We start from the raw sequence: 23,047 nt of genomic DNA on the forward strand, positions 1-23,047 counted from the left end.
GTCCGCGGGCGGACGCACGACAGCCATCATAACGGACGTTCCGCGCCCGGCCGGACACCGGGCGCTCAGGCGCCGGCGCCCGGGACCGGGTGGACGGTCTGGAGGACCGCCGAGGCCACGATGAGCGATGCGGCGACGCCGGCGGCGATCGAGAGGACCAGCACGGCAATCGATGCCCAGAGCACCCCCGTTCCCCTCCCGCCCGCGACGCGGCGCACGATCACCGCGCGGCCGATCGTGTAGACCGGCCACGCCAGGAACGACCAGGCCCAGTGGAACGGGCGGTCGACGCCGCGGCGCTCCAGGGTCCGGTAGTCGAGCCAGGAGAAGACGACCACCACGCCGAAGATCACCAAGCCGATGAGGCTGCTGAGGAGGTAACCCGGCGAGGTCAGCAGCGCGAGGTTCGCTGCGCCCGGATGCGAGAACGCGGCGAGCGACTGGGTGACGGTGCCGAGTGTGGCCAGTGAGAGGACGGTGCTCGCCAGCGGCAGCAGCACCACCAGCCAGACCCACGGCGTGTTCACCGGTGTCTCGGGAGGCAGCGGGCGGCGGTCCGCGGCGTAATGCACGGGCGGAGCGGCCGGCGCGCCGCCGCTGACCTGCTCCCACCACTTCGTGCCGTCCCACCAGCGCAGCTGCGCTTCGCCGAACGGGTCCGGATACCATCCCGGCCCGAGTCGGCGGCTCACCTCGGGCGTCTCACCGTCCACCATTCAGAAGTACCCCACGATCTCGTCGACAGCCTTGCGTGCGTCCCCGAACAGCATCCGCGCGTTCTCGCGAGAGAACAACGGGTTGGGCACACCCGCATAGCCTGCGGCCATCGAGCGCTTGAACACGACGACCTGGCGGGCCTCCCACACCCGCAGCACCGGCATGCCGGCGATGGGGCTACCGGGGTCCTCGGCGGCGGCCGGGTTCACGGTGTCGTTGGCGCCGATCACGAGCACCACGTCGGTGTCGGACAGCTCGTCGTTGATCTCGTCCATCTCGAGCACGATGTCGTACGGGACGCGGGCCTCCGCCAGCAGCACGTTCATGTGGCCCGGCAGCCTCCCCGCGACCGGGTGGATGCCGAACCGAACGGTGACGCCGCGGTCGCGGAGCTTCTGGACGAGTTCGGCGACGGGGTACTGCGCCTGGGCGACGGCCATCCCGTAGCCGGGTGTGATCACGACGGTGGTCGCGTTCTGCAGCAGCTCCGCCGTCTGCTCGGCGGTGACCTCCTGGTACTCGCCCTGCTCCTGGACAGCTGCGGAGGGGGCCTCGATTCCGAAGCCCCCGGCGATGACCGAGAGGAAGGAGCGGTTCATCGCCTTGCACATGATGTACGACAGGTAGGCACCGGAGGAGCCGACGAGGGCGCCGGTCACGATCAGCAGGTCGTTGTCGAGCAGGAACCCGGAGGCGGCGGCCGCCCAGCCGGAGTAGCTGTTCAGCATCGAGACCACGACGGGCATGTCGCCGCCGCCGATGGACGCGACGAGGTGCACGCCGAGGGCGAGGGCGATCAGGGTGACGACGGCCAGCAGCCACAGCTCGGGGGTGATGACGTACCAGACAGTCAGCGCCACGAACACGGCGAGCGCGCCGATGTTGAGCGCGTTCTTGCCCGGCAGCACGAGCGGGCGGGACGAGATGCGCGCGGAGAGCTTCAGGTAGGCGACGATCGAGCCGGTGAGTGTGACGGCGCCGATGAAGATGCCGATCACGACCTCCGCGTTGTGCACGCCGCCGAGAGCACCGGGCTCGTCCGGATGGGATAGGTGGCCCGTCCAGCCGACGAGCACCGCTGCGAGGCCGACGAAGCTGTGCAGGAGGGCGATGAGCTGCGGCATCCCGGTCATCTGCACGACCCGCGCGCGCCACAGACCGATGGCGGCGCCGACGGCCATCGCGACGATCAGCAGGATGATCGAGGAGGTCGGCAGCAGCAGGAAGCCGATGGTCGCGACGAGTGCGATCCCCATCCCGACCATGCCGTAGACGACACCGCCGCGGGCGGTCTCGTGCCGGGACAGGCCGGCGAGGGACATGATGAAGAGGACCGCCGCGACCAGGTAGGCGGCATCCGCGACGCTGAGGCTCACCGGTTCGCCCCGCTCTTCGGGCCGGAACCGCTCTTCGGGCCGGAACCGCTCGTCGGGCCGGAGGGGTCGCGCCCGACCGCGTCGCTCCGCGTGAACATCGCCAGCATCCGCCGCGTCACCGCGAACCCGCCGAACACGTTGATGGAGGCCACCAGCACCGCGATCGCGGCGAGCGCCTGCACGAGCGGATCGCGCGACGTCAGCTGCACGATCGCGCCGACGACGATGATGCCCGAGATGGCGTTGGTCACGCTCATCAGCGGCGTGTGCAGCGCGTGATGGACGTTTCCGATCACGTAGAACCCGATCACGGTCGCCAGCACGAGCACGGTGAAGTGCTGCGGCAGCGGATACGGTGCCAGCGTGGTCAGCGCGAAGAGTACCGCGAGGCCGACAGCCGTCAGCACCGCCTTGCGCACCGGCGTCAGCCACGGCTCCTTCGGCGCGGGCATGGCGGCCGGCGCGGCGGCGACAGCGGCTGCAGGCGGCGCAGCGGACACCGTCACGGGCGGCGGCGGCCAGGTGGTCACCCCGTCGCGCACGACGGTCACCGACCGCTGCACGACGTCGTCGAAGTCGAGGACGAGTCTGCCGTCCTTGCCGGGAGTGAGGAGGGTGAGCAGGCTGACCAGGTTGTTGCCGTAGAGCTGCGACGACTGGGTCGGCAGCCGGGACGGGAGGTCGGTGTAGCCGAGGATGATCACCCCGCCGGGTGTGACGACCCGCTCTCCCGCGACCGAGCCGGCGACATTTCCGCCCTGCGCGGCGGCCATGTCCACGATGACCGAGCCGGGGCGCATGCTCGCGACGTCTGCCTCGGTGAGCAGCTTCGGCGCGGGGCGGCCGGGGATGAGCGCGGTCGTGATGACGATGTCGACGTCCCGCGCCTGCTCCGAGTAGATCTCCGCGGCGCGCCGGTCGTAGGCCTCGCTGGTCGCCTTGGCGTAGCCGTCGGCGGACTGCATCCGGTCGTCGTCCGCCACCTCCACCGCCAGGTACTCCCCGCCGATGGAGCGCACCTGGTCGGCGACCTCCGGACGCGGGTCGGTGGCGCGGACGATCGCGCCCATGCTCGACGCGGCGCCGATAGCGGCGAGGCCGGCGACGCCCGCCCCGGCGACCAGCACCTTCGCCGGCGGAACCTTGCCTGCCGCGGTGACCTGCCCGGTGAAGAAGCGCCCGAACTCGTGGGCGGCCTCCACCACGGCCCGGTACCCGGAGATGTTCGCCATGGAGCTGAGCACGTCCATCGACTGCGCGCGGGAGATGCGCGGCACGGCGTCGAGGGCGAGCGCGGTGATGCCGCGCTGCGAGAGGGCGGCGAGGAGGTCGGGCCGCAGGGCCGGGCTGAGGGTCGCGATGAGGGTGGCGCCGTCGGCGAGGAGGCCGATCTCGTCCTCGGTCGGCGGGGCGACCTTGAGCACGATGTCGGCGGCCCACGCGTCGGCCCGGGAGGCGATGGTCGCTCCCGCGGCGGCGAACGCCTCGTCGGTGAACGCGGCCCGGGCTCCGGCGCCGGACTCCACGCGGACGTCGTAGCCCAGGGAGACGAGCTTCTTCACAGAACTCGGGCTGGACGCGACCCGGGCCTCGCCCGGCCGTTCAGCGACGATGCCGATGTACGACACCTGGCCTCCCTCGGCTTTTGAGTGGACACTAGCAGGCCGCACCCCGCGGAAGGAGTCGCGGCCGCGACGCGCGCTCGATCTCCTTCCGAACGGCCTTCGGCAGGAGTCCTGGACGTGTCCTCCTGCGGAAGGGCGCGTCAGGCGTGCGCCGTCACCGCCCGGATGACGCCCGCGAACAGCGGCCGCCACGACGTCGCGGCGAAGCCGGCCGCCCGGATCGCCGCATCCGCCCGCTCCCGGCTCCCGGCCGCCCCGCCCGGCCCGAACACCCGCACCGGCAGCCCGCGCGTCGTGAACACGTCCGCGACCAGCAGGCCGCCGCCCGGCGCCAGCGCCCGCCGGCACTCCGCGAGCGCGGCCGCCTTGTCCTCCCAGTGGCTGTACGACGACGAGCTGACCACCAGGTCGAACGCCCCGTCCGCGAACGGCAGCGCCTCCGCCGCGGCCTGCCGCACCGCCGCGCGGGTGGAGGCCGCGGCCTCCCGCACCATCCCGGCCGCCGGGTCGACCCCGGTCAGGCGCGCGTCCGGCAGCAGGCCGCCGAGCAGGCGCAGCAGAGCACCGCTGCCGCACCCGACGTCCAGGATGCGCGGCTCGCGCCCCCCGCCGGCCACGGAGACCGCCAGCACCGCGGTGCGCCGCACGATCTCGCCGTGCAGGAACCCACGCGGCCCCCGCTCGTACCCGCCCGCGCGCCGGCCGTAGGCGGCGATGTCCCGCTCGGCGTCGAAGGTCATGCGCGGCAGCCTACCGCCGCGCGCGCCGCCGCCGCTGCCGCCGTGGAAACGAGGTCTCCCGCTGGGCCGCGCAGATCCCTAGACTCCGGAGGATGACCCCACGGATCGCCAACGTCACCTTCCACGCCGACGACCCGGCGGCCCTCGCCCGGTTCTGGGCGGCCGTCATGGGTTACCCCGAGCCGGAGTGGCTGACACCGGAGGAGGAGGCCGAACTCCGCGCGGCGGGCCTCACCGACGACGACCTCGCCGCCCGCGCGGTCGCCTGGGACGAGGACCCGACCCACCAGCGCTTCTACTTCACCCGCTACCGCCACGAGAAACGCGAGCGCAACCGGATGCACCTCGACATCACGCCGTCCGCCGACCGCCACGCCACCCGCGAGGAGGTGGAGGCGGAGGCCGACCGGCTCGTCGGACTCGGCGCGACGGTGGAGAAGGTGCTCGACGGCTCGTGGGGGCCGTACCCGGAGTTCGCGATCATGATGCGCGACCCGGAGGGGAATGAGTTCTGCTTGCAGTGAGGTGAGGATGAGCCCCTGGCCCCACCCGCCCCTCCCGGCTACCGTGGCGGCATGACCCCGTCGTCGAAGTCGGAGACGTTCCTGGAGGCCGCCGGCCACGACGTCCGCATCTCGAACCCCGACAAGGTGGTATTCCCCGAGCCCGGACTGACCAAGCTCGACCTCGCCCGCTACTACCTCACCGTCGCCGACGGCGCGCTGCGGGGCGCGGGCGGGCGGCCGATGGTGCTGAAGCGGTTCGTGAAGGGGCTCACGCAGGAGCCGTTCTTCCAGAAGCGGGTGCCAGAGGGGCATCCCGACTTCATCGACACCGCGACCCTGCACTACGCGAGCGGCACCTCCGCCGAGGAGGCCGTGCTGCGGGATGCCGCTGGGCTCGTGTGGGTGTCCAATCTCGGCTGCCTCGACCTCAACCCGCACGCGGTGCGCGCGGAGGACCTCGACCATCCGGACGAGCTGCGTGTCGACCTCGATCCGATGCCGGGTGTGGACTGGTCGCAGATCGTGGATGTGGCCTTCCTCGCTCGGGAGGTGCTGGCGGACCACGGACTCGTCGGCTGGCCGAAGACGTCGGGCTCGCGCGGCCTTCACATCCTCGTCCGCATCGCGCCGCAGTGGGGGTTCGCCGACGTGCGGCTGGCGGCGGAGACGCTCGCGCGGGAGGTGGAGAGCCGCGCGCCCGGGCTCGCGACGGCGCGCTGGTGGAAGGAGGAGCGCGGCGAGAGCGTGTTCGTGGACTTCAACCAGAACGCCAAGGATCGCACCGTGGCGTCCGCCTACTCCATCCGGCCGCTGCCGGACGCGCGCGTCTCCACCCCGCTCGACTGGGACGAGGTGCGCGAACGCCGGCCCGAGGAGTTCACCGTGCTGACGGTGCCGGAGAGGTTCGCCGAGGTCGGCGACCGGCACGCGGGGATCGACGACGCAGCCGGCTCGCTGGATTCCCTGCTCGCGCTGGCGAAGCGGCTCGGGCCCGCCGAGAAGCCGCCACGGGCCGGCGACGGCGCGGGGCGCCGGGTCTCGCGGCTGCCGCTGATCGAGGTGGCGCGCACGAAGACGAAACCGGAGGCGCTGGCGGCGCTGGGGCAGTGGAAGGCCGCTCATCCGGACGCCGCCGAGCTGCTGCATCCGGCCGACGAGCTGGTCGACGGGATGCGCGGCTCGAGCTCGCAGTGGTACCGGGTGCGGATCAACCTCCAGCATGTCCCGGAGGGCGACCGGCCGGAGCAGGGCGCGCTGGTGGCCGACTACGACCCGTGGGCGGGGCGGGAGTGGCCGGGGCGGCCGTGACGCCGGACAGCCCTGAGCCGATCGGTCATTCAAGTCCGGGCGATCACCCCGTAATCTGATCCCCATGAAGCGCAGTTGGCCGTTTCTCGTCCCCGGCATCCTCCTCGCCGCGATCGGTCTGGTGTGGACGCTGCAGGGCACCGACGTGCTCGGCGGATCCGTGATGAGCGGGTCGTCGTTCTGGGGGATCGTCGGCGTCGTCCTTCTCGTGGTCGGAGTGGTGCTGATCGTGATCGGGATCGCGCGGAGGCGTCCCCGGCGCACCGGGTGAACAACAGGTGACGGCCGGGTGACCGCGCGGTCAACATCCGGTTTCACCTCCCCCGAACGGGGTGCGTTTCGCGCCCTCCCGTGGTTCCGTGTCCAGACGTGGACGTCGATCGCAGACACTTCTTGACCCTGGCAGGCGGCCTGACGGCCGGCGCCCTCGCGGCGGGCACCGCCTTCGCCGCGAACGCCGCGACAGCGGGCACAACAGCCGCCCCCGTGGCGCCGCTGCCGGCTCCTGCGGCCTCCGGCATCGACCACATCGTGGTCGTCATGATGGAGAACCGGTCCTTCGACCACCTCGTCGGCTGGATGCCCGGCGCGACCGGGCTGCCGAGCGGGCTCCGCTACATCGGCCGGTACGGCTTCCCGCACACCCCCCACCACCTGGCCGACTTCCAGGGCTGCGGGCACCCCGACCCCGACCACTCCTACGAGGGCGGCCGCATCCAGCTCAACGGCGGCAAGTGCGACGGCTGGCTGAAGGCCGGCGAGAACGACGACTTCTCGATCGGCTACTACGCACAGGCCGACCTCGGCTTCTGGGGCCAGGCCGGCCCGCAGTGGACGGTGTGCGACCAGTACTTCGCCGCCACGCTCGCCGAGACTTACCCGAACCGCTTCTACATGCACGCCGCGCAGACCGACCGCCTCCACAACTCGACGGCGACGGCGACGATGCCGACCATCTGGGACTCGCTCGCGGCGGCCGGGGTCAGCGGGAAGTACTACTTCAGCGACGTCCCGTTCCTGGCGCTCTGGGGCTCGAAGTACCTCGGCGTCTCGCACCCGTACGCCGACTTCCTCTCGGACTGCGCGAGCGGCTCGCTTCCGGCCGTGTCGTTCGTGGACCCGCGCTTCGAGGACGAGGCGTCCGGCACGTCCGGCGACGATCACCCGCACGCCGACCTGCGGAGCGGCGAGCTGTTCCTCAACGAGATCTACCACGCGGTCACGACGTCGCCGAACTGGGCCAGGACCCTGCTCGTGGTCAACTACGACGAGTGGGGCGGCTTCTTCGACCACGTGGTTCCGGGCACGGCCCCCGACGCGACACCCGCGGCCGGCACCGGCCAGCGCGGTTTCCGCGTGCCGTCCCTGGTCGTGTCGCCGCGGGCCCGGCGCGGCTACGTTGCGCACGGCACCTACGACCACACGTCGGTGCTGAAGGCGATCGAGTGGAGGTTCGGCCTCCCCGCCCTCACACCGCGCGACGCCGGGGCACGGAACATCGCGGAGGTCCTCGACTTCGCGTCGGCGCCCAACCCGGCCGCGCCCGCGTACACCGTGCCGCCGTTCGTCGCCGGCCCGGCGTGCGCGCCAGTGGGTCCGCCCGCCGCCGAGGAGTGGGCGCCGCTCAAACAGAAGGCCGTCGCAGAAGGGTGGACTCTCCCGTGACCATCGGAAACACACGCACGCGCCTCGTCGCGGGCCTCGCCGTCGCGGCCGCCGCCGTGCTCGGCGTCGCATCCGTCGCGCTGCCGGCGGCCACGGCGACGGTGAACGCCGCCACCACGGGTTCGTATCTTCCCGGCGCGAAGCACGTCTTCGTGATCAACCTCGAGAACAAGGGCTACGACGAGACCTGGGGCCCCGGCTCCGCGGCGCCGTACCTGTCGACCACTCTGCGCAGTCAGGGTGTGCTGCTGGACTCCTATTACGGGACGGCGCACAACTCCCAGCCGAACTACGCCGCCGAGATCTCCGGCCAGGGCCCCAACCCGCAGATGCAGGCCGACTGCCAGAACTACTCCCCATTCGTCGGCACCGGGACCGCGTCACCGGGTCAGGCGGTCGGCGACGGCTGCGTCTTCCCGTCGACCGTGAAGACGGTGGCCGACCAGCTCACCGCCTCCGGCCGCACCTGGAAGGGGTATATGGAGGACATGGGGACGCCCTGCCGGCATCCCGCCCTCGGCGCCGTCGACGACACGCAGAAGGCGAAGGTCGGCGACGAGTACGCCGCCCGCCACAACCCCTTCGTGTACTTCCAGAGCATCACGGGATCGGCGGACTGCGCGAAGAACGACGTCGACCTCTCGCGGCTGCCCACCGACCTCGCGTCGGTCGCGACCACGCCGAACTTCGCCCTGATCACCCCGAACCTGTGCGACGACGGCCACGACGCGCCGTGCGTCGACGGGAGGCCCGGCGGCCTCGCCAGTGCTGACCCGTGGCTGAAGCAGTGGGTGCCGAAGATCACCTCATCGCCCGCGTTCAAGCAGGACGGCGTGCTCGTCATCACCTTCGACGAGTCCGACGGACCGCAGTCGGACGCGTCGAGCTGCTGCAACGAGGGTCCGGGGCCGAACTCCCCGCTCCCCGGCATCTCGGGCCTCGGCGGCGGCCGGGTCGGCGCGCTCGTGCTGTCGCCGTTCGTCAAGGGCGGCACCTGGTCGACGACCCCGTACAACCACTACAGCCTGCTCGCGAGCATCGAGGACACCTTCGGGCTGCCCTACCTCGGCTACGCCGCGACGCCGGGGCTCAACCGCTTCGGGCTGGACGTGTACAACTACCGCAACTGAGCGAGGCCGGTCACGTCCTGCAGCTCCCCCCAGGCTGCAGGACGCGACCGGCGTCTCCCTCAGACGCCCGCGGCGGTCAGCCGGCGCAGCACGTCCGTCGTCAGCTTGTCGAGGGACTGGTGCATGCCCGCGTACGCGAACACCGACATCAGGCTGCGCGACCAGCCGCTCTCGGTGATCGTGAGCTCGGTGAGCCCATTGACGTCGGCGAACTCGACGACGGTGCGGATGCCCTGCGTGAAGCCCTCCGGGAGCTGGTCGTCGGGCAGCGGCACGCCCTCCTCGTCCGTGATGCTCTGCGTGAACTCGAGTCGCTCCAGCGGAACGATCGCTGTGTAGACGCCGCCGGTGAAGCTCACGGCGCCGCCCTGGTAGTCCGGCGCCTGCATGGCGAACAGGTAGGAGCCGCCCTCGTGCAGGTCGACCTGCGCGGACGGCGACGTGTAATCCTCGGGCCCCCACCATTCGGTGACCAGCTCGGGGTCGGTCCACAGCCGCCACACCGTGGCCACCGGGGCATTCAGGATGCGCCGCACCACGATGTCCGTCGTCTCGTTCATGAGAGTTCTCCCCTGTCTTTCGTCGTATCGGCTTCTGTCGTATCGGCTCGTGTCTTCTCGATGTGCGCGGCCAGCTTGTCCATCCGCGCGTTCCACTGCCGGGCGCGGTCGGCCAGCCAGCCCTCCACCCCGGCGAGCGCCGCGGCGTCGAGCCGGTAGACCCGCTGCTGCGCCCGCTTCTCCACGGTCACCAGGCCCGCCTCGCGCAACACCTTCAGGTGCTGGGAGATGGCGGACGCGCTGCTCGGGAACTCCGCGCCGATCTCCCCCGCCGCCAGCTCGCCGCGTCGGGCGAGGAGGTCGACGATGGCCGCCCGAGTGGGGTCGGCCAGCGCGGCGAAGGCGGTGGTGGGGGTCGTGGTCACGGGATCCACATTACAGTGTTTGCTTAATTAAGGCAATCACGAATTACAAGTTCGTTCCCGTTCGCTCCACGCCTGGAGAACACCTGGGGGGAAGCTTCCGGAGCCCTGCGAGCCGCTTGACCCTGCCACCACGGCGTCTACCGTGTCGCGTCATCACTCGCGTCCGTGATGGGACCACCCCGAGTCCTCATCCCCGGGCGCACAGGAAGAGGTACCGATGTCGTTACTGAAGAAGCTGCTCGTCACCGCCGCCGCGGCGGCCCTCGGGTCGTTGGCGATCGCCCTGCCCGCCCAGGCGGACCCCGTCTCTCCCCCCGGCGCCAACGACTGGTCGTGCGTGCCCTCGGCCGCCCACCCCTACCCGGTGATCCTGGTGCCGGGGACCTTCGAGAGCATGGCGAAGAACTGGTCCACCATGTCCCCCGTGCTCAAGCAGGCGGGCTACTGCGTGTTCGCCCTGGACTACGGCCAGTACAACGGCGTGGACGCGTCCGGCCCGATCGCCCAGTCCGCGCAGCAGCTCTCGCCGTTCGTGGATGCCGTGCTCGCCGCGACCAAGGCGAAGCAGGTCGACCTCGTCGGGCACAGCCAGGGCGGCATGATGCCGCGCTACTACCTGGGCTTCCTCGGCGGAGCCGCGAAGGTGCACCAGCTCATCGGCATCGCACCGTCCAACCACGGCACCCACGGCGTGATCGTCCCTGGCCCCGACGGTCTGCCCGCTCTGACCAGCGCCTCCCCGACGGCGTGCCCGGCGTGCGCCGACCAGACCGCCGGCTCGGCGTTCCTGCAGAAGCTGAACTCGATCGGCGACACCGTGAAGGGACCGAGCTACACCGTCATCTCGACCACCCACGACGAGGTGGTGACGCCGTACCAGAGCCAGGCGCTGAGCGGGTCGCCGTCGCAGGTCACCAACATCGTCATCCAGAACAAGTGTCCCGCCGACCCGATCGAGCACGACCAGACCCCCAACGACCCGGTCGTGCAGCAGCTCGTGCTGGAGGCGCTGAGCGTGCCGAAGGGCCCCGCCGACCCGGCCTACCAGCCGAACTGCCTGGGGTGATCGGAGTCCTCCGTCACAGCGGCACGCCTGCGCCGGTCTCCACGAACCGGCGCAGGCTGCCGACGACGAAGTGGTCCCAGCCCGCGGAGCACGCGTCGTAGCACTCCTTCGCCGGCGTGAGGCCCTCGTGCGTGAAGGTCAGGCGGGTCCCGGCGCCGCGCGGCCGCAGGTCGAACACGATCCGCGTGCCGGTCCACGGGTCGGGCTCGTCCACGAAAGCGAGCTCGCTGTCGATCACGTCCCAGACGATGCGGCGCCCGGGCTCGAACTCGGTGACACGCTGCGTGCTGTCGTGGAGGTCGCGGTAGCGGTAGGTGAACTCGGCGCCCACCCGATCGGCGTCGCCGGTGACGTCGCCGAGCCACCAGCGGCCGACGTCGGCGATGGCGACGGTGACGTCGCCCGGGCTGCGGTCGAGGTCGAGGGTGGTCGTGTAGTCGGTAGCGGTCTGTGCGGTCATGGTGTCCTCCGTTCGCAGCGCGGGCCTCTGGCCCGCGCACTCATCGATTCACCCGGGTAGACGCCGGCCGGGTCGGAAAGTGGTCACGCCTTCCGCGACCGGTTCGCGGCCTCCGCGGTGTCGACACAGGAGAGGCGGACGACCAGAATCGGATCGCCGGGAGGGCACGGTGACCATGGACCAGGATCTGCTGCAGGCGGCGCTCGACGGCGACCACGCCGCCTTCGACGCGCTCACCGAGCCGCACCGCCACGAGCTGCACGTGCACTGCTACCGGATGCTCGGCTCGGTGCAGGACGCCGAGGACGCCGTGCAGGACACCCTCCTCAGCGCCTGGCTCGGGCTACCGGGATTCGAGGGCCGCTCGTCGCTGCGCACCTGGCTGTACCGCATCGCGACGAACCGGTGCCTCAACATACTCCGCGCCGGACGCCGCCGCCCGCTCGAGGCGGAGCCTCCCGTCGCGCGCCCGACCGCCCTCGGCGAGGTGTCCTGGCTGGAGCCGTACCCGGACTCGCTCCTCGACGGCCTGCCCGACTCCGCGCCCGGCCCGGAGGCCCGCTACGAGTCTCGCGAGGCCATCACCCTGGCCTTCACCCGCGCGCTGCAGCTGCTGCCCCCCTCCCAGCGCGCGGCCCTCATCCTCCGCGACGTGCTCGGCTACCCGGCGGCGGAGGCCGCTGACCTCCTGGACGTCACGGTCGACTCCCTGAACGGCTCACTGAAGCGCGCGAGGGCCGCGCTGGCGGAGGCGCCGCTCGCGCTCGACCCGATCGACCCGGACCCGGAGCTGCTGGAGCGCTTCGTCACCGCCTTCACCTCCGGCGCGGTCGAAGACATGGTCGCCCTGATGACGGACGACGTCTGGGTCCGGATGCCTCCGCTGCCCTTCGAATACCACGGTCCCGACGCGGCGGCCGCGTTCTTCGGGCCGATGACCGGCCACCGGCGGACGATCCAACGGATGGTGCCGACGGGCGCGAACGGGCAGCCGGCGTGGGGCGAGTACGTGAGCGCCCCGGTGTCGGGAGGGCTGCACCTGGTGGGAGTCCTGGTGGTGGGGGTCACCGGCGGGCGGGTGAGCGAGGTGACGCACTTCGACCCGGGGGCCGGCGCCTGGCTGGGGTTGCCGCGGCGGCTGGAGGAGTGAGCCTTACGCGTTCTTCCTCCGGATCCCGTCCTCCCAGATCGTCCGCGCGAGACTCGGGCGACCGTCGACCGAGTACACGTAGAGGATCTTTCCGACGTACTCGGTCTCGGTGACCTCCCGCAGCATGACCGCGCCGAGGTCGCGCCGGGAGACGAATCGGTGCGCCAGCGGTTCGAGCGAGACCGCTGTCCGACCGGCCGCGTCCGCGTCGAACAGGGCCGGCGGCCGCAGGATGGTCCAGCCGAGGTCGCTGTCGCGGACGATGCGCTCCATGCGGAGCATGTCCGCATACATCGTGCGCCCGAGCCGATGGATCACCGGTCCGATCAGGTACTGGCCGATCAGACGATCCCCGAGGTTCTTCGCCGGGAAGCCGTCCGGGTCGACGGCGGCGGAGGACACGGCGATGAGACGGCTCACCCCGAGTCGTCTCATCGCCTCCGCTATGCACTCGGCGCTTCGCGAGTACAGCGTGATCGGTTCACGGCTGTACGGCACGCCGAGTGCTGAGAGGACCGCGTCCGCGCCGTCGATCGCCGCACCGACGTCGGCGGGGACCGTCGCATCGCCCGCGAACACGACCAATCGCTCGTGTCGCTGAGGGAACTGCTCGGGATGCCGGGTGACGGCGGTCACCCGATGCCCCGCGGCCAGAGCGTGCTCGACCAGCGCCCGGCCGGTTCCGCCGTTGGCCCCGAAGACCGTCAGCCGGAGGTTCCCCGCGCCTGGGTCGTCCGATGCTCGTTCCGAGGTCACGCCGTCACTCCTTCGTCTGCGTCGATGCTAAGACCAGGGGGGCGAGGTCGCCTCCCTGGTCGATCGCGGCCGGGCGCGCGGAGGACGCTTCAGCCGATCCCCGGCACCTCCACCCACAGCCCGGTCTCGGCCGACTGCACGATCGCGTCGTCGATGAGCGCCGTCGTGTAGCCGTCGGCGAAGTTCGGGCTGACGGCCGTGCCGGTGGCGATCGCGGTGAAGAAGTCGTGGGCCTCGATGATCTTCGTCTCGCCGTAGCCGATTCCCAGGGCCGGGATCGGCCACAGCGCTTCGCCGTTGGGGTGGGCCGGACCGGTGTAGATGGTGCGGAAACCGCGACGGTCTCCCCCATCGGAGGCGAAGCAGACCTGCAGTTCGTCGCGGCGCTCGTAGTTGAAGACGATGCTGCCCTCGGTCCCGTGGATCTCGAACGTGATGTAGTTGTTCCGCCCGTACCCGTTGCGAGTCGCCTCGATAGAGCCGATCGCGCCGTTCTGGAAGCGGATCATGGTCATCACCTGGTCGTCCACGTCGACGGCGCCGCGGGGCCCCGCACCGCCGCGGGAGGTCCCTAAGCTGTCGGCGCCTCCGGTCTGGAGGGGGCGCTCGGGGATCCAGGTCTCCATCATCGCGCTGACCGAACCGAACTCGCCCACGAGGTACCGGGCGATGTCGATGACATGCGTGGCGATGTCGCCGAGCGCGCCGGAGCCGGCGATCGACTTCTGGAATCGCCACGACAGCGGCGAGTCGGGGTCGGCGCTCCAGTCCTGGAGGTAGGTGCCGCGGAAGCTGAGGATGCGGCCGATCGCACCCTCCTCGATGAACTTCCTCGCCAGCGCGATAGCCGGCGTGCGGCGGTAGTTGAAGGCGACCATGTTGACCACCCCGGCGGCGGTGACCGCGTCGTACATCGCCTTGGCCTCACCGGAGGTGCGGGCGAGCGGCTTCTCACTGATGATGTGCTTGCCGGCCTGCGCCGCGGCGATCGCGATCTCGGCGTGAAGGTGGTTGGGCGTGGCGATGTCGACCACGTGGATGTCCGGGTCGTCGACGACGCTCCTCCAGTCGGAGGTCGAGCGCTCGAAGCCGAATCGGCGTGCGGCTTCGGCGGCCAGTTCGTCGGTCGCTTCGGCGATGGTGTGCCGGATGGGGAGGGCGGGCGCCGGCCAGAAGAACATCGGCATCGCCGCGTACGCGAGCGAGTGGGCCTTGCCCATGAAGCCGCCGCCGATCAATCCCACGTTGAGCTGCTGCATTGTGTTGTGTTTCCTTTCCAAGGTGGTCGGATGCTGCGGGGGTCAGGCGGCGAGAATGCCGCGCAGGGCCTGTCTGCTCAGTCGGGCGGCGTCCTTCGGGTCGCCGTCGAAGTCGTCCAGCTCGACCATCAGCCAGCCGTCGTAGCCGGTCTCCCGCAGCGCGGCGACGATGCCGGCCAGGTCGAGTTCCCCGCGGCCCAGCGGCTGGAAGGCCACCGACGCGCGGGTCAGGTCCTTGAGATGGACGTGATTGATGCGGTCGCCGTAGGCGCGGATGATCGCGGCCGGGTCGCCTCCGCCGGCCGCGAGGTGCGCGACATCGGGGCAGAAGCCGATGCGCGTGTTCGGCAGCAGCCGGTCGAGCTCGGCCGGGCTCTCCACGATGGTCGACAGGTGGGGGTGGTAACTGGCGGCGAGCCCGCGGCTCTCCGCGATGTCCGCGACCTGGTCGAGCGCGTCGGCCAGCCGCGCGTAGTCGTCGTCGGTCGTCCCGGCCGCCCGGCGCGCGCCGCCGCCGATGACAAGCCGTTCGGCGCCGAAGCGCGCGGCGAGCTCCGCCGAGCGCCGGATCCGGTCGAGCTCGTCCGGCAGGATGTCCGGGTAGATGAAGTTGGCCCCGCTGTAGACGCTGACGAGCTCCAGGCCGGCCTCGCGGAGGTGCCCGGTGAGCTCCCCCGGCCGGTCGGCGAACTCGACGAGGTTGCCGTCGAACATCTCGACGCCCTCGTATCCCGCCGCTCCGATGTCCTCGATCGCCCGGCGCATGTCGCCGTGGGTGAGGTAGAAGAGGTCTTTGACGCTGGTCACGCCGGTCGGATGGCCGACGACGCCGCCCCAGGTGATGGAGCAGTAACCGAGTCGCATTGTGTGCCCTTTCTGGTGGGTGTTCGTTACTTCTTGCGGGCCAGGGCGACGGCGAGGATGATGATCCCGCCGCGGACGACCTGCTGCTGACTGCTGTCGAGGCCGGCGAGGATGAGCCCGTTGTTGATCAGGCCGATCAGCAGCGAGCCGAACAGCGTGCCGATCACGGTGCCGCTGCCGCCGAACAGGCTGGTGCCGCCGAGGATCACCGCGGCGATGGCCGAGAGCTCGTCGCCGGTCCCCCACTGGAACCGCCCCGACTGCAGGCGGCCGGCGTAGAGCATTCCGGCGACGCTGGCCACCAGGCCAGAGAGGAGCAGCACCTGGAAGGTGATCCGCTTCGTGTTGATGCCGGTGAAGTCGGCGGCGATGCGGTTGCCGCCGGTCGCCAGCACCTGCCGGCCGAACTTGGTCCGCGCGAGCACGACCGCTCCGACCGCGACGAAGACGCCCGACCACAGGATCAGCCCCGGTATCGGTCCGATGTTCCCAGAGCCGAAGATCGTGTTGTAGGTGTCGTCGAGGATCGGGATGGGCGCGGAGGCGGTAATCCACTGCGCCGTGCCGACGGCGATCCCCAGCATCCCGAGCGTGACCAGGAACGACGGGATGCCCAGCATGCTCACGAGCGCGCCGTTGATGGAGCCGACGACCGCGCCCACGGCGAGACCGCACAGGATGCCGGGCACCGGGCCCCAGGCCGAGATGCCCAGCGCCGTGACGACGCTGGCGAGGCCGGCGGTCGACCCGACGCTGAGGTCGATCTGGGCGGCGGCGATGACGTAGGTCATGCCGACGGCGATGATCGTGATGGTCGAGGTCTGCCGGAAGATGTTGAGCAGGTTGTTCGGCGAGAGGAACCCCTGGTCGTGGAGCAGGACCGCGAAGAAGAGGAAGACGACCACGAAGCCGATGTAGATGACGTAGCGCCGCCAGTCCCAGCTCTTGACGGCCGCTGCCAAAGCGGTGCGCCGGGTGGGGGCGTCGAGCGTTGCCGGTTGGTTCATTTCTGGACTCCTTGTACTGCGAGTTCGAGGGTCTCCTCGTCGGGGATGTCCCGGCGCGGGAGCTCGCGGACGATCGCCCCCTCCCGGATGATCAGGATGCGGTCGCTGACCGCGAGGAGTTCGGGGTATTCGGACGAGATGACGATCACGGCCTTGCCGGCCGCGGCCAGGTCGCGCACGCGGTCGAGGATCTCGCTCTTCGTGCCGATGTCGACACCGGCGGTGGGCTCGTCGAGGATGAGCACGTCGGGGTCGGTTCCGAGCCACTTGGCGATCACCACCTTCTGCTGGTTGCCTCCCGAGAGCAGCCGGACCGGCCGGTTCGGGTGGGCGACCTTGATCCGCAGCCGCTCGATGAGGGAGGTGGACAGGCTCCGGCTCTCCGCCGTGCTGAGGAGCGGACCCCGGCGCACCTCGTCGAGCAGCGGCAGCAGGAGGTTCTCCCGCACCGAGTGGTCGAGGACGAGACCTTGCTCGCGGCGATCCTCCGGGACGAGGGCCAGGCCCGCGGCGATGGCCCGCTTCGGCGAGGAGAGGGCGACCCGCTTGCCCTTCACCAGCACCTCGCCGCCGGTGGCGCGGTCGATGCCGAACAGCGCGCGGGCGAGCTCGGTCCTCCCGCTGCCCATCAGGCCGGCGAGTCCGAGGATCTCTCCGCGCCGGAGGGTGAAGGAGGCCTCGCGCACCCGGTCGCCCGCGGTGAGTCCGCGCACCTCCAGCAGCGGCGGACCGTCCTGCGCGACGGCCTCCCGCTCCCGGTAGGCGAGCTGGCCCTCCATCCGGCGGCCGACGATGCCTTCGACGATGTCCTCCGGGCTGACGTCGCTCAGCCGCTGGGTGAACAGGCGCCGCCCATCCCGGAGCACGGTGATGCGATCCGCGATGCGGTAGACCTCGTCCATCCGGTGCGAGATGTAGATGATCGAGATGCCACGGGCCTTCAGCCGCCCGATCAGCTCGAACAGCGCCTCCGTCTCGTGGCGGGCGAGGCTCGCGGTGGGCTCGTCCATGATGAGGACGCGCGCGTTCTGCGACAGCGCCTTGGCGATCTCGGTGAGCTGCCAGTACGCGGTTCCCAGCCGCCCCACCTCGGCCCGCGGGTCGATGTCGACGCCCATCCCGGCGAAGACCTCCTCCGCCTTCCGGACGAGGGCGCGTTCGTCGATGAACCCCAGCCGGGTCAGCGGCTCGGCGCCCAGCAGCATGTTGCGTGCGACGGTCAGGCTGGGAACCAGGCTGAACTCCTGGAAGACCATGCCGATACCGGCGGCCTTCGCGGCGTGGATGGAGTCGATCGAGGCCGGGACGCCGTCGATGAGGATGTCGCCGGCATCGGCCTGGTACACGCCCTGCAGGATCTTCATCAGCGTCGACTTGCCGGCCCCGTTGCCGCCGGCGAGCGCGTGCACCTCGCCGGGCCGCACGTCGAAGTCGACATCGTCGAGGACGACGACCCCGCTGAAGGCTTTCGAGATGCCCTGCAGCTGAACCGCGTTGTTCGGTGTGGTCATGGATGCGCCTTTCGATCGGCCGGGAGCGCGGTGGGCGCTCCCGGCCGGCTCGCCTACTTCTTGTACGAGTCCTTCAGGTCCTGCGGCGGGTCCTGGTGGTAGACCTTCTTCCACGCGTCGAGCACGTTGGAGTGGTCGACCGGCAGGGCGCTCAGGGCGATGTAGGCCGGGGCGCTCTTGCCGATCAGGGCTCCGGCGCCGAGCCGCGCTTCCGTCACTCCCTGGTCGAACGGCACCTGCGCACCGAGCCCGACGATGAGCTGGTTCTTCGCGAGGGCGATGGCGACGTTCTTGCCGAGGTCCTCCGTCGCGATCTTGAGGTCGGTGCGGCCGGACGCGCGGGCCGCTGCCATCACGCCCTCGGCGGGGACGTCCCAGACGCCCCAGATGCCGGAGAGGTCCGGGTGCTTGCTGAGCATGGCGTTGGCCGCGGCCTGGGCGTCTCCGGCGAAGTCGGGACCGGCGATGCCCTTCTCCTCGACGATCTTGATGCCCGGGTAGTCCTTGGTGATCGTGTCCTTGAAGCCCTGGTAGCGCTGCTTGGTCACGAAGAAGTCGGCCTGGTGGAAGATCGTGCCGATGGTGCCTTTGCCTCCGAGCGCCTTCGCCAGTTCGTGCGCCGACACGACGCCGTTGCCGTAGTTGTCGGCGGAGACGACCGAGACGTAGTCCTTGCCGGCCGTGAGGCCCTGCGGGACGTTGTCCATGAACACGAGCTTCGCGCCCGACGCCGCCGCGGCCTTGTACGCGGAGGCGGTCGCCACCGGGTCGGTCGGGATGGAGACGATGATGCTCGGCTTCTGCGCGAGGACGGTCTCGAGGTCGGAGACCTGCTTGTCCGGCTTGAAGTCGGCGTCCGTGGTCGCGATGACCTTGATGCCGAGCTTGCCGAACTCGCTCTTGAGGCCGGCGATCTGCGCGGTCGCCCAGTCGTTGCCGCCGTAGTGCATGACGATCGCCGCCGTCGCGCCGAGCCCCTTCACCTTGGCGATCTCGTCGGCGGACAGGTCGGCAGAGGAGGCCGGCGACGGGTCCTCGCCGTTCGGGCCCTTGCTGAAGACCTGGCCGGCCACTTTCTCAAGCGCCTTCTCGGCCTTCTGGGAGGCGGCGGAGTCCTGGCTGCCGCTGGAACTCGTCGTGGAGCTGCAACCGGCGACCGCGAATACGAGTGCGGCTGCCGCTGCGATCAATGCTGTTTTTCGGAGCATGCTTCTCCAGTCCTTTCTGGATTGCGATGGATGTGGTGCATCGATGGCCAGCGTCCGCGCGCGCAGTGGGGGCCGCGATCGAGCGCACGCCGGTGGCGAGCTTCGTCCGGAGGTCGTGGTGCGCCCCCTGGACAGTCGTCACTGACGTCGGGGCTGGTCGATCTCCTGGACTTCGCCGGCGTCGGTCCGTCGAACTCCGTCGGCGCCTCTATCGTGAACGTTCACGGAACTATTTGTCAAGCTAGGAATCGAGGAGCGTAACGCCCGTCAGGACGCGCGGATCGCGCTGTCGCGCACCACCAGGGTCGGGACACTCGGCGTGCGGTCCACGTCGCGGCCCTCGACGGCGCCGAGGAGGACCTCCATCGTGCCGCGCGCGAGCGCAGGGAAGTCCTGCCGGACCGTGGTCAACGGCGGCAGGAAGTAGTCCGACCCCTCCAGGTCGTCGAAGCCGACGATGCTCACGTCCTCCGGCACGCGAACCCCGTTCTCGGAGAACGCGCGGATCAGCCCGAGCGCCGTGTGGTCGCTCACGGCGAAGACGGCGGACGGGACCCGTCCCTCCTCGATGAGACGCAGGCCCACCTCGTACGCCCACTTGGGGCTCCAGTCGCCCTCCAGGCAGAGCCCGGGGCGCAGGCCCGCGCCGGCCAGCGCGGCCTCCCAGCCGCGCTTGCGCACGCGCCCGTCGAACCAGTCCATCGAGCCGGCGATGTGCGCGATGTCGGTGTGGCCGAGGTCGATCAAGTGCTGGGTCGCCATGCGGGCCCCCAGCTCCTGGTCTTCGGAATAGGTGAAGACCTTCGGCGTGCCGGACGCGCCCGCGGCGATCATCTCGACGGGGACCCGGACGGCAGCCGTCCGCGTCGCTTCGGCCATCGACAGCCGCGGAGCGATGACGATGATCCCGTCGACGCCGATCTCATCGAGGGTGTCGAACGCCGCCTGGATCGAGAGCTCGTACGGTTCGTCGGCGGCGACGACCGTGACGACGTAGCCGCGCGCTCGGGCCTCGCGCTCCAGCGAGAGCAGCGTCCCGACCGGACCGAACCGCGGCGAGCCGTCGGTCACGATCCCGATGGAGGTCGACCGGTTGGTGACGAGGGCGGCCGCCGAGCGGTTGCGCCGGTAGCCGATCTCGACGATGATCTCCCGGATCCGCGCCCGCGTCTCCGCATTCACATCGGGGGCGTCGTTGATCACCCGCGAGACGGTCTGGTACGAGACCCCGGCGAGCCGCGCGACATCCGTGATGGAGGGCTTTCGCGTCGGCACAGGGCTCCAATCGTCGGGCGGGGTTCACAGGGACTCTATCCCCGCCGCGGCCGTGGACGCCGGATCGATCGCGACGGTCGGCTTCGTGGCTAGCCGAGGTCGTCCGGGTCGAGGCGGCGGCGGAGCTCGGCGTTCTCGGCCTGCAGTTCGAGCACCCGCCCGACACCGGCGAGGTTGATCCCGTCGCCCTGCAGCACGGCCACCTGACGGATCGCGGCGATGTCGTCGTCGCTGTAGCGGCGGGTCCCGCCCTCGGTACGGGCGGGGGTGACCAGACCCTTCTCCTCGTACAGACGGAGCGTCGCCGCCGGGAGCTCCGCGAGCTGCGCCGCCACAGCGATGCTGTAGAGGGGAAGGCTCCCGGACCGGTCCGTCATCCTCAAAGTTTCCTGTTAATCGGAAGATTTGTCAAGCGATGGGTGTATTAAATCTACATCAGGCGCTGTAGGTAATCTCATTGGCTAGCAGGATGGGAGGCTCCGAGATGCAGACGGCGATCGAGACGGCGACGGCAGGGTTCGCAGACCTGATCTGCTCCGACACGGAATGGCTCGAGGCCGAATTCGCCGCGCTCGTCGCCCGTACCGGCTTGGAGCCTCCCGTCCGCGTCGGCGCCTCGGGACCCCGCGCCTCGACATCCGCGTGGCCCCGCGGGACGCGTCGACTCCCGCGCCCGCTACGGAGCGAGCCCGCCGCGCACCTCCGGGCGGTCGCCCGGGACCCGCCGGCGCGCGACCGGCGGGAACGCACACGGATACGCACACCACGATGAAAGGAGTTCACACCCATGGCCATGTCGTTCGATCCTTTCAGCCAGCTCGACAGGATCGCGCAGAGCGTCTTCGACACGAGCCGCCAGCCCCGCATGATGCCGGTGGACCTGTCGCGTGAGGGCGACAAGTACCTGCTCAACGCGGACCTCCCGGGCATCGACCCCGGATCCATCGACATCGACCTCGACGGCCACCTGCTCAGCATCCGCGCCCAGCGGTCCGCGGGCGAGCGCCAGAACAGCCGGTGGCTCCTCCAGGAGCGGCCGTTCGGCAGCTACCTGCGCCAGTTCACGATCGGCGACGACGTCGACACCGACGGCATCAGCGCGAGCTACGACAACGGCGTGCTCAGCGTCCTGATCCCGATCGCCGAGCGGGCGAAGCCGCGCAAGGTCAGCGTGGGATCCGCTTCGGAGCACCACAAGGCCGTCACCGCCTGAACGGGCGGCCCGGCGAGCGGGCTCCACGCCGGTGCAGGCCGGACCGCATGATGCGGGCGGCGCGCCTCGCTCGCCCACAAACACACTGGGCGGTCGCCCATTCGGCGACCGCCCTTTCGCGTGTGTGCGAGCCTGGGCTCAGCCCCAGACTTCGGCGGCGATGTCCACGACCTCGCGCACCTTCGCCCACTGCTCGTCCCGGGTCAGCAGGTTCCCCTCCTCGGTGGAGGCGAAGCCGCACTGCGGGCTGAGCGCGAGCTGGTCGAGGGGCGCGAACTCGGCCGCCTGGTCGATCCGTCGCTTGATCACGTCCGGGTCCTCCAGCGCGCCGGTCTTCGACGTGATGAGGCCGAGCACGACCCGCTTGTCCCCCTCGGGCAGGAAGCGGAGCGGCTCGAATCCACCCGCGCGCTCGCTGTCGTATTCGAGGAAGTACCCGTCGAAGTGCGTGTTGCCGAGGAGTTGCTCCGCGACCGGCTCGTAGCCGCCGGACGAGATCCACGTCGACCGGAAGTTTCCGCGGCAGACGTGCGTGGTGACCGTCAGGTCGTCCGGTTTGCCGTCGAGGATCCGGTTCAGCATCGCCGAGTACCGTTCGGCGATGCCGTCCGTCTCGATGCCCCGCTCGCGCGCCTTGGCGAGTTCCGCGTCCGAGCAGAGGTACGCCCAGGCGGTGTCGTCGAACTGCAGGTACCGTGCGCCGGCGTCGTAGAACGCCCGGAGGGCGTCGCGGTAGGCGCCGACGAGGTCGTCCACGAGCTCGTCGCGCCCGCCGTACGCCGACGGCGAGATGTGGCCGGGCTCCAGCCGGAAGTCGAGGACGGTGGGAGCCGGGATGGTGAACTTGGGGACGGCCCCTGTGGTGCCTTCGACGAGCGCTTTCAGCGACCGGAAGTGCTCCAGGAACGGATGGTCGTCGCCGAACCCGATCCTCCCCGTCACTTCGAGGCCGCGGGGCTTGGTCTGCACGCCCTGGAACTGGATGCCGTGATCGAGCTCGACGACCTCGACGCCGTCGAGCAGCCCGAAGAAGTCGAAGTGCCACCAGGCGCGACGGAACTCGCCGTCCGTCGCGACCGGGAGGCCCGCCTCCGCCTCACTGAGCACGAGCTCCCGGATCGCCGCGTCCTCGACCGCACGCAGCCCGTCCCGATCGATCGCGCCGGAGGCGAACTCATTTCGAGCCCTGGCGAGCTCGGGCGGACGGAGGAAGCTGCCGACGATGTCGGCGCGGAACGGCAGAGTTGGCATGGCACGAGGCTAGCCGATCGGTTCCCGCTCGGGCG

General features: G+C 70.6%; 24 protein-coding genes. 8 read left to right on the plus strand and 16 right to left on the minus strand.

The annotated features are described in order from the left end of the window. Positions 1 to 65: 65 nt before the first annotated feature. The 4 genes from ABIA36_RS06495 to ABIA36_RS06510 form a co-directional block, all read right to left on the minus strand. Complete coding sequence (locus tag ABIA36_RS06495) at positions 66 to 692, minus strand: DUF2510 domain-containing protein (protein ID WP_369961465.1); 627 nt, start codon at positions 690 to 692, stop codon at positions 66 to 68. A gap of 24 nt (positions 693 to 716) precedes the next feature. After that, positions 717 to 2,039, minus strand: a complete 1,323-nt coding sequence (pntB, locus tag ABIA36_RS06500) for a Re/Si-specific NAD(P)(+) transhydrogenase subunit beta (protein ID WP_369962087.1) — start codon at positions 2,037 to 2,039, stop codon at positions 717 to 719. Between the two features lie 50 nt (positions 2,040 to 2,089). Continuing rightward, a complete protein-coding gene (locus tag ABIA36_RS06505; RefSeq protein ID WP_369961466.1) occupies positions 2,090 to 3,721 on the minus strand; it encodes a Re/Si-specific NAD(P)(+) transhydrogenase subunit alpha in 1,632 nt (543 codons plus the stop codon). A 137-nt stretch (positions 3,722 to 3,858) separates the two neighbouring features. Beyond that, entirely contained in the window at positions 3,859 to 4,458 is a 600-nt protein-coding gene (locus ABIA36_RS06510) for a class I SAM-dependent methyltransferase (protein ID WP_369961467.1), read from the minus strand. 92 nt (positions 4,459 to 4,550) lie between these two features. On the opposite strand from ABIA36_RS06510, the gene ABIA36_RS06515 reads away from it, so the two are divergent. The 5 genes from ABIA36_RS06515 to ABIA36_RS06535 all read left to right on the plus strand — a co-directional run bounded on the left by ABIA36_RS06515 (position 4,551) and on the right by ABIA36_RS06535 (position 9,067). Next, positions 4,551 to 4,982 carry a VOC family protein gene (locus tag ABIA36_RS06515; RefSeq protein WP_369961468.1) on the plus strand — a complete coding sequence of 144 codons (432 nt, stop codon included), beginning with the start codon at positions 4,551 to 4,553 and terminating at the stop codon, positions 4,980 to 4,982. A gap of 51 nt (positions 4,983 to 5,033) precedes the next feature. Beyond that, positions 5,034 to 6,272 (plus strand): non-homologous end-joining DNA ligase, encoded by a 1,239-nt coding sequence (gene ligD, locus ABIA36_RS06520; RefSeq protein ID WP_369961469.1) that lies wholly within the window; start codon positions 5,034 to 5,036, stop codon positions 6,270 to 6,272. Between the two features lie 64 nt (positions 6,273 to 6,336). Continuing rightward, entirely contained in the window at positions 6,337 to 6,543 is a 207-nt protein-coding gene (locus ABIA36_RS06525) for a hypothetical protein (RefSeq protein ID WP_369961470.1), read from the plus strand. A 122-nt stretch (positions 6,544 to 6,665) separates the two neighbouring features. Continuing rightward, positions 6,666 to 7,937 (plus strand): alkaline phosphatase family protein, encoded by a 1,272-nt coding sequence (locus ABIA36_RS06530; protein ID WP_369961471.1) that lies wholly within the window; start codon positions 6,666 to 6,668, stop codon positions 7,935 to 7,937. Continuing rightward, entirely contained in the window at positions 7,934 to 9,067 is a 1,134-nt protein-coding gene (locus ABIA36_RS06535; protein WP_369961472.1) for an alkaline phosphatase family protein, read from the plus strand. Before ABIA36_RS06530 ends, ABIA36_RS06535 begins: the two co-directional genes overlap by 4 nt. 59 nt (positions 9,068 to 9,126) lie before the next feature. Here ABIA36_RS06535 and ABIA36_RS06540 read toward each other — a convergent pair whose 3' ends face one another. Further along, the gene (locus ABIA36_RS06540) at positions 9,127 to 9,627 is read right to left on the minus strand and encodes an SRPBCC domain-containing protein (protein WP_369961473.1); all 501 of its coding nucleotides are present in this window, start codon (positions 9,625 to 9,627) and stop codon (positions 9,127 to 9,129) included. Then, complete coding sequence (locus tag ABIA36_RS06545; protein ID WP_369961474.1) at positions 9,624 to 9,992, minus strand: ArsR/SmtB family transcription factor; 369 nt, start codon at positions 9,990 to 9,992, stop codon at positions 9,624 to 9,626. The genes ABIA36_RS06540 and ABIA36_RS06545 overlap by 4 nt, the downstream gene beginning before the upstream one ends. A gap of 217 nt (positions 9,993 to 10,209) precedes the next feature. Here ABIA36_RS06545 and ABIA36_RS06550 point away from each other — a divergent pair, with 217 nt between their 5' ends. Further along, on the plus strand, positions 10,210 to 11,058 hold the full coding sequence (locus ABIA36_RS06550; protein WP_369961475.1) for a lipase family alpha/beta hydrolase: 849 nt from the start codon (positions 10,210 to 10,212) through the stop codon (positions 11,056 to 11,058). Positions 11,059 to 11,071: 13 nt separating this feature from the next. On the opposite strand, the gene ABIA36_RS06555 is transcribed toward ABIA36_RS06550, so the two are convergent. Next, positions 11,072 to 11,518, minus strand: a complete 447-nt coding sequence (locus ABIA36_RS06555) for an SRPBCC domain-containing protein (RefSeq protein ID WP_369961476.1) — start codon at positions 11,516 to 11,518, stop codon at positions 11,072 to 11,074. Between the two features lie 175 nt (positions 11,519 to 11,693). On the opposite strand from ABIA36_RS06555, the gene ABIA36_RS06560 reads away from it, so the two are divergent. Then, positions 11,694 to 12,668 (plus strand): RNA polymerase subunit sigma-70, encoded by a 975-nt coding sequence (locus tag ABIA36_RS06560; RefSeq protein WP_369962088.1) that lies wholly within the window; start codon positions 11,694 to 11,696, stop codon positions 12,666 to 12,668. Positions 12,669 to 12,671: 3 nt separating this feature from the next. Here ABIA36_RS06560 and ABIA36_RS06565 read toward each other — a convergent pair whose 3' ends face one another. From ABIA36_RS06565 to ABIA36_RS06600, 8 genes are all read right to left on the minus strand, one after another. Beyond that, complete coding sequence (locus ABIA36_RS06565) at positions 12,672 to 13,424, minus strand: NAD(P)-dependent oxidoreductase (RefSeq protein ID WP_369961477.1); 753 nt, start codon at positions 13,422 to 13,424, stop codon at positions 12,672 to 12,674. 89 nt (positions 13,425 to 13,513) lie between these two features. Then, positions 13,514 to 14,683, minus strand: coding sequence for a Gfo/Idh/MocA family protein (locus ABIA36_RS06570; protein ID WP_369961478.1), 1,170 nt, complete (start codon positions 14,681 to 14,683; stop codon positions 13,514 to 13,516). 42 nt (positions 14,684 to 14,725) lie between these two features. Continuing rightward, positions 14,726 to 15,547 (minus strand): sugar phosphate isomerase/epimerase family protein, encoded by an 822-nt coding sequence (locus ABIA36_RS06575; RefSeq protein ID WP_369961479.1) that lies wholly within the window; start codon positions 15,545 to 15,547, stop codon positions 14,726 to 14,728. Between the two features lie 26 nt (positions 15,548 to 15,573). Then, the gene (locus tag ABIA36_RS06580; RefSeq protein ID WP_369961480.1) at positions 15,574 to 16,554 is read right to left on the minus strand and encodes an ABC transporter permease; all 981 of its coding nucleotides are present in this window, start codon (positions 16,552 to 16,554) and stop codon (positions 15,574 to 15,576) included. Continuing rightward, positions 16,551 to 18,065, minus strand: a complete 1,515-nt coding sequence (locus ABIA36_RS06585) for a sugar ABC transporter ATP-binding protein (RefSeq protein ID WP_369961481.1) — start codon at positions 18,063 to 18,065, stop codon at positions 16,551 to 16,553. Before ABIA36_RS06585 ends, ABIA36_RS06580 begins: the two co-directional genes overlap by 4 nt. Before the next feature lie 53 nt (positions 18,066 to 18,118). Next, a complete protein-coding gene (locus ABIA36_RS06590; RefSeq protein ID WP_369961482.1) occupies positions 18,119 to 19,273 on the minus strand; it encodes a substrate-binding domain-containing protein in 1,155 nt (384 codons plus the stop codon). A gap of 267 nt (positions 19,274 to 19,540) precedes the next feature. Next, positions 19,541 to 20,548, minus strand: coding sequence for a LacI family DNA-binding transcriptional regulator (locus tag ABIA36_RS06595; RefSeq protein ID WP_369961483.1), 1,008 nt, complete (start codon positions 20,546 to 20,548; stop codon positions 19,541 to 19,543). Positions 20,549 to 20,637: 89 nt separating this feature from the next. Further along, positions 20,638 to 20,925, minus strand: coding sequence for a MerR family transcriptional regulator (locus ABIA36_RS06600; protein ID WP_369961484.1), 288 nt, complete (start codon positions 20,923 to 20,925; stop codon positions 20,638 to 20,640). A gap of 410 nt (positions 20,926 to 21,335) precedes the next feature. Here ABIA36_RS06600 and ABIA36_RS06605 point away from each other — a divergent pair, with 410 nt between their 5' ends. After that, positions 21,336 to 21,761, plus strand: coding sequence for an Hsp20/alpha crystallin family protein (locus ABIA36_RS06605; RefSeq protein WP_369961485.1), 426 nt, complete (start codon positions 21,336 to 21,338; stop codon positions 21,759 to 21,761). 138 nt (positions 21,762 to 21,899) lie between these two features. Here ABIA36_RS06605 and ABIA36_RS06610 read toward each other — a convergent pair whose 3' ends face one another. Then, on the minus strand, positions 21,900 to 23,012 hold the full coding sequence (locus ABIA36_RS06610) for a 5-methyltetrahydropteroyltriglutamate--homocysteine S-methyltransferase (RefSeq protein ID WP_369961487.1): 1,113 nt from the start codon (positions 23,010 to 23,012) through the stop codon (positions 21,900 to 21,902). Positions 23,013 to 23,047: the final 35 nt, after the last annotated feature.

Origin of the sequence: Leifsonia sp. EB34, assembly GCF_041260585.1 — a bacterium.
GTDB lineage: Bacteria > Actinomycetota > Actinomycetes > Actinomycetales > Microbacteriaceae > Leifsonia.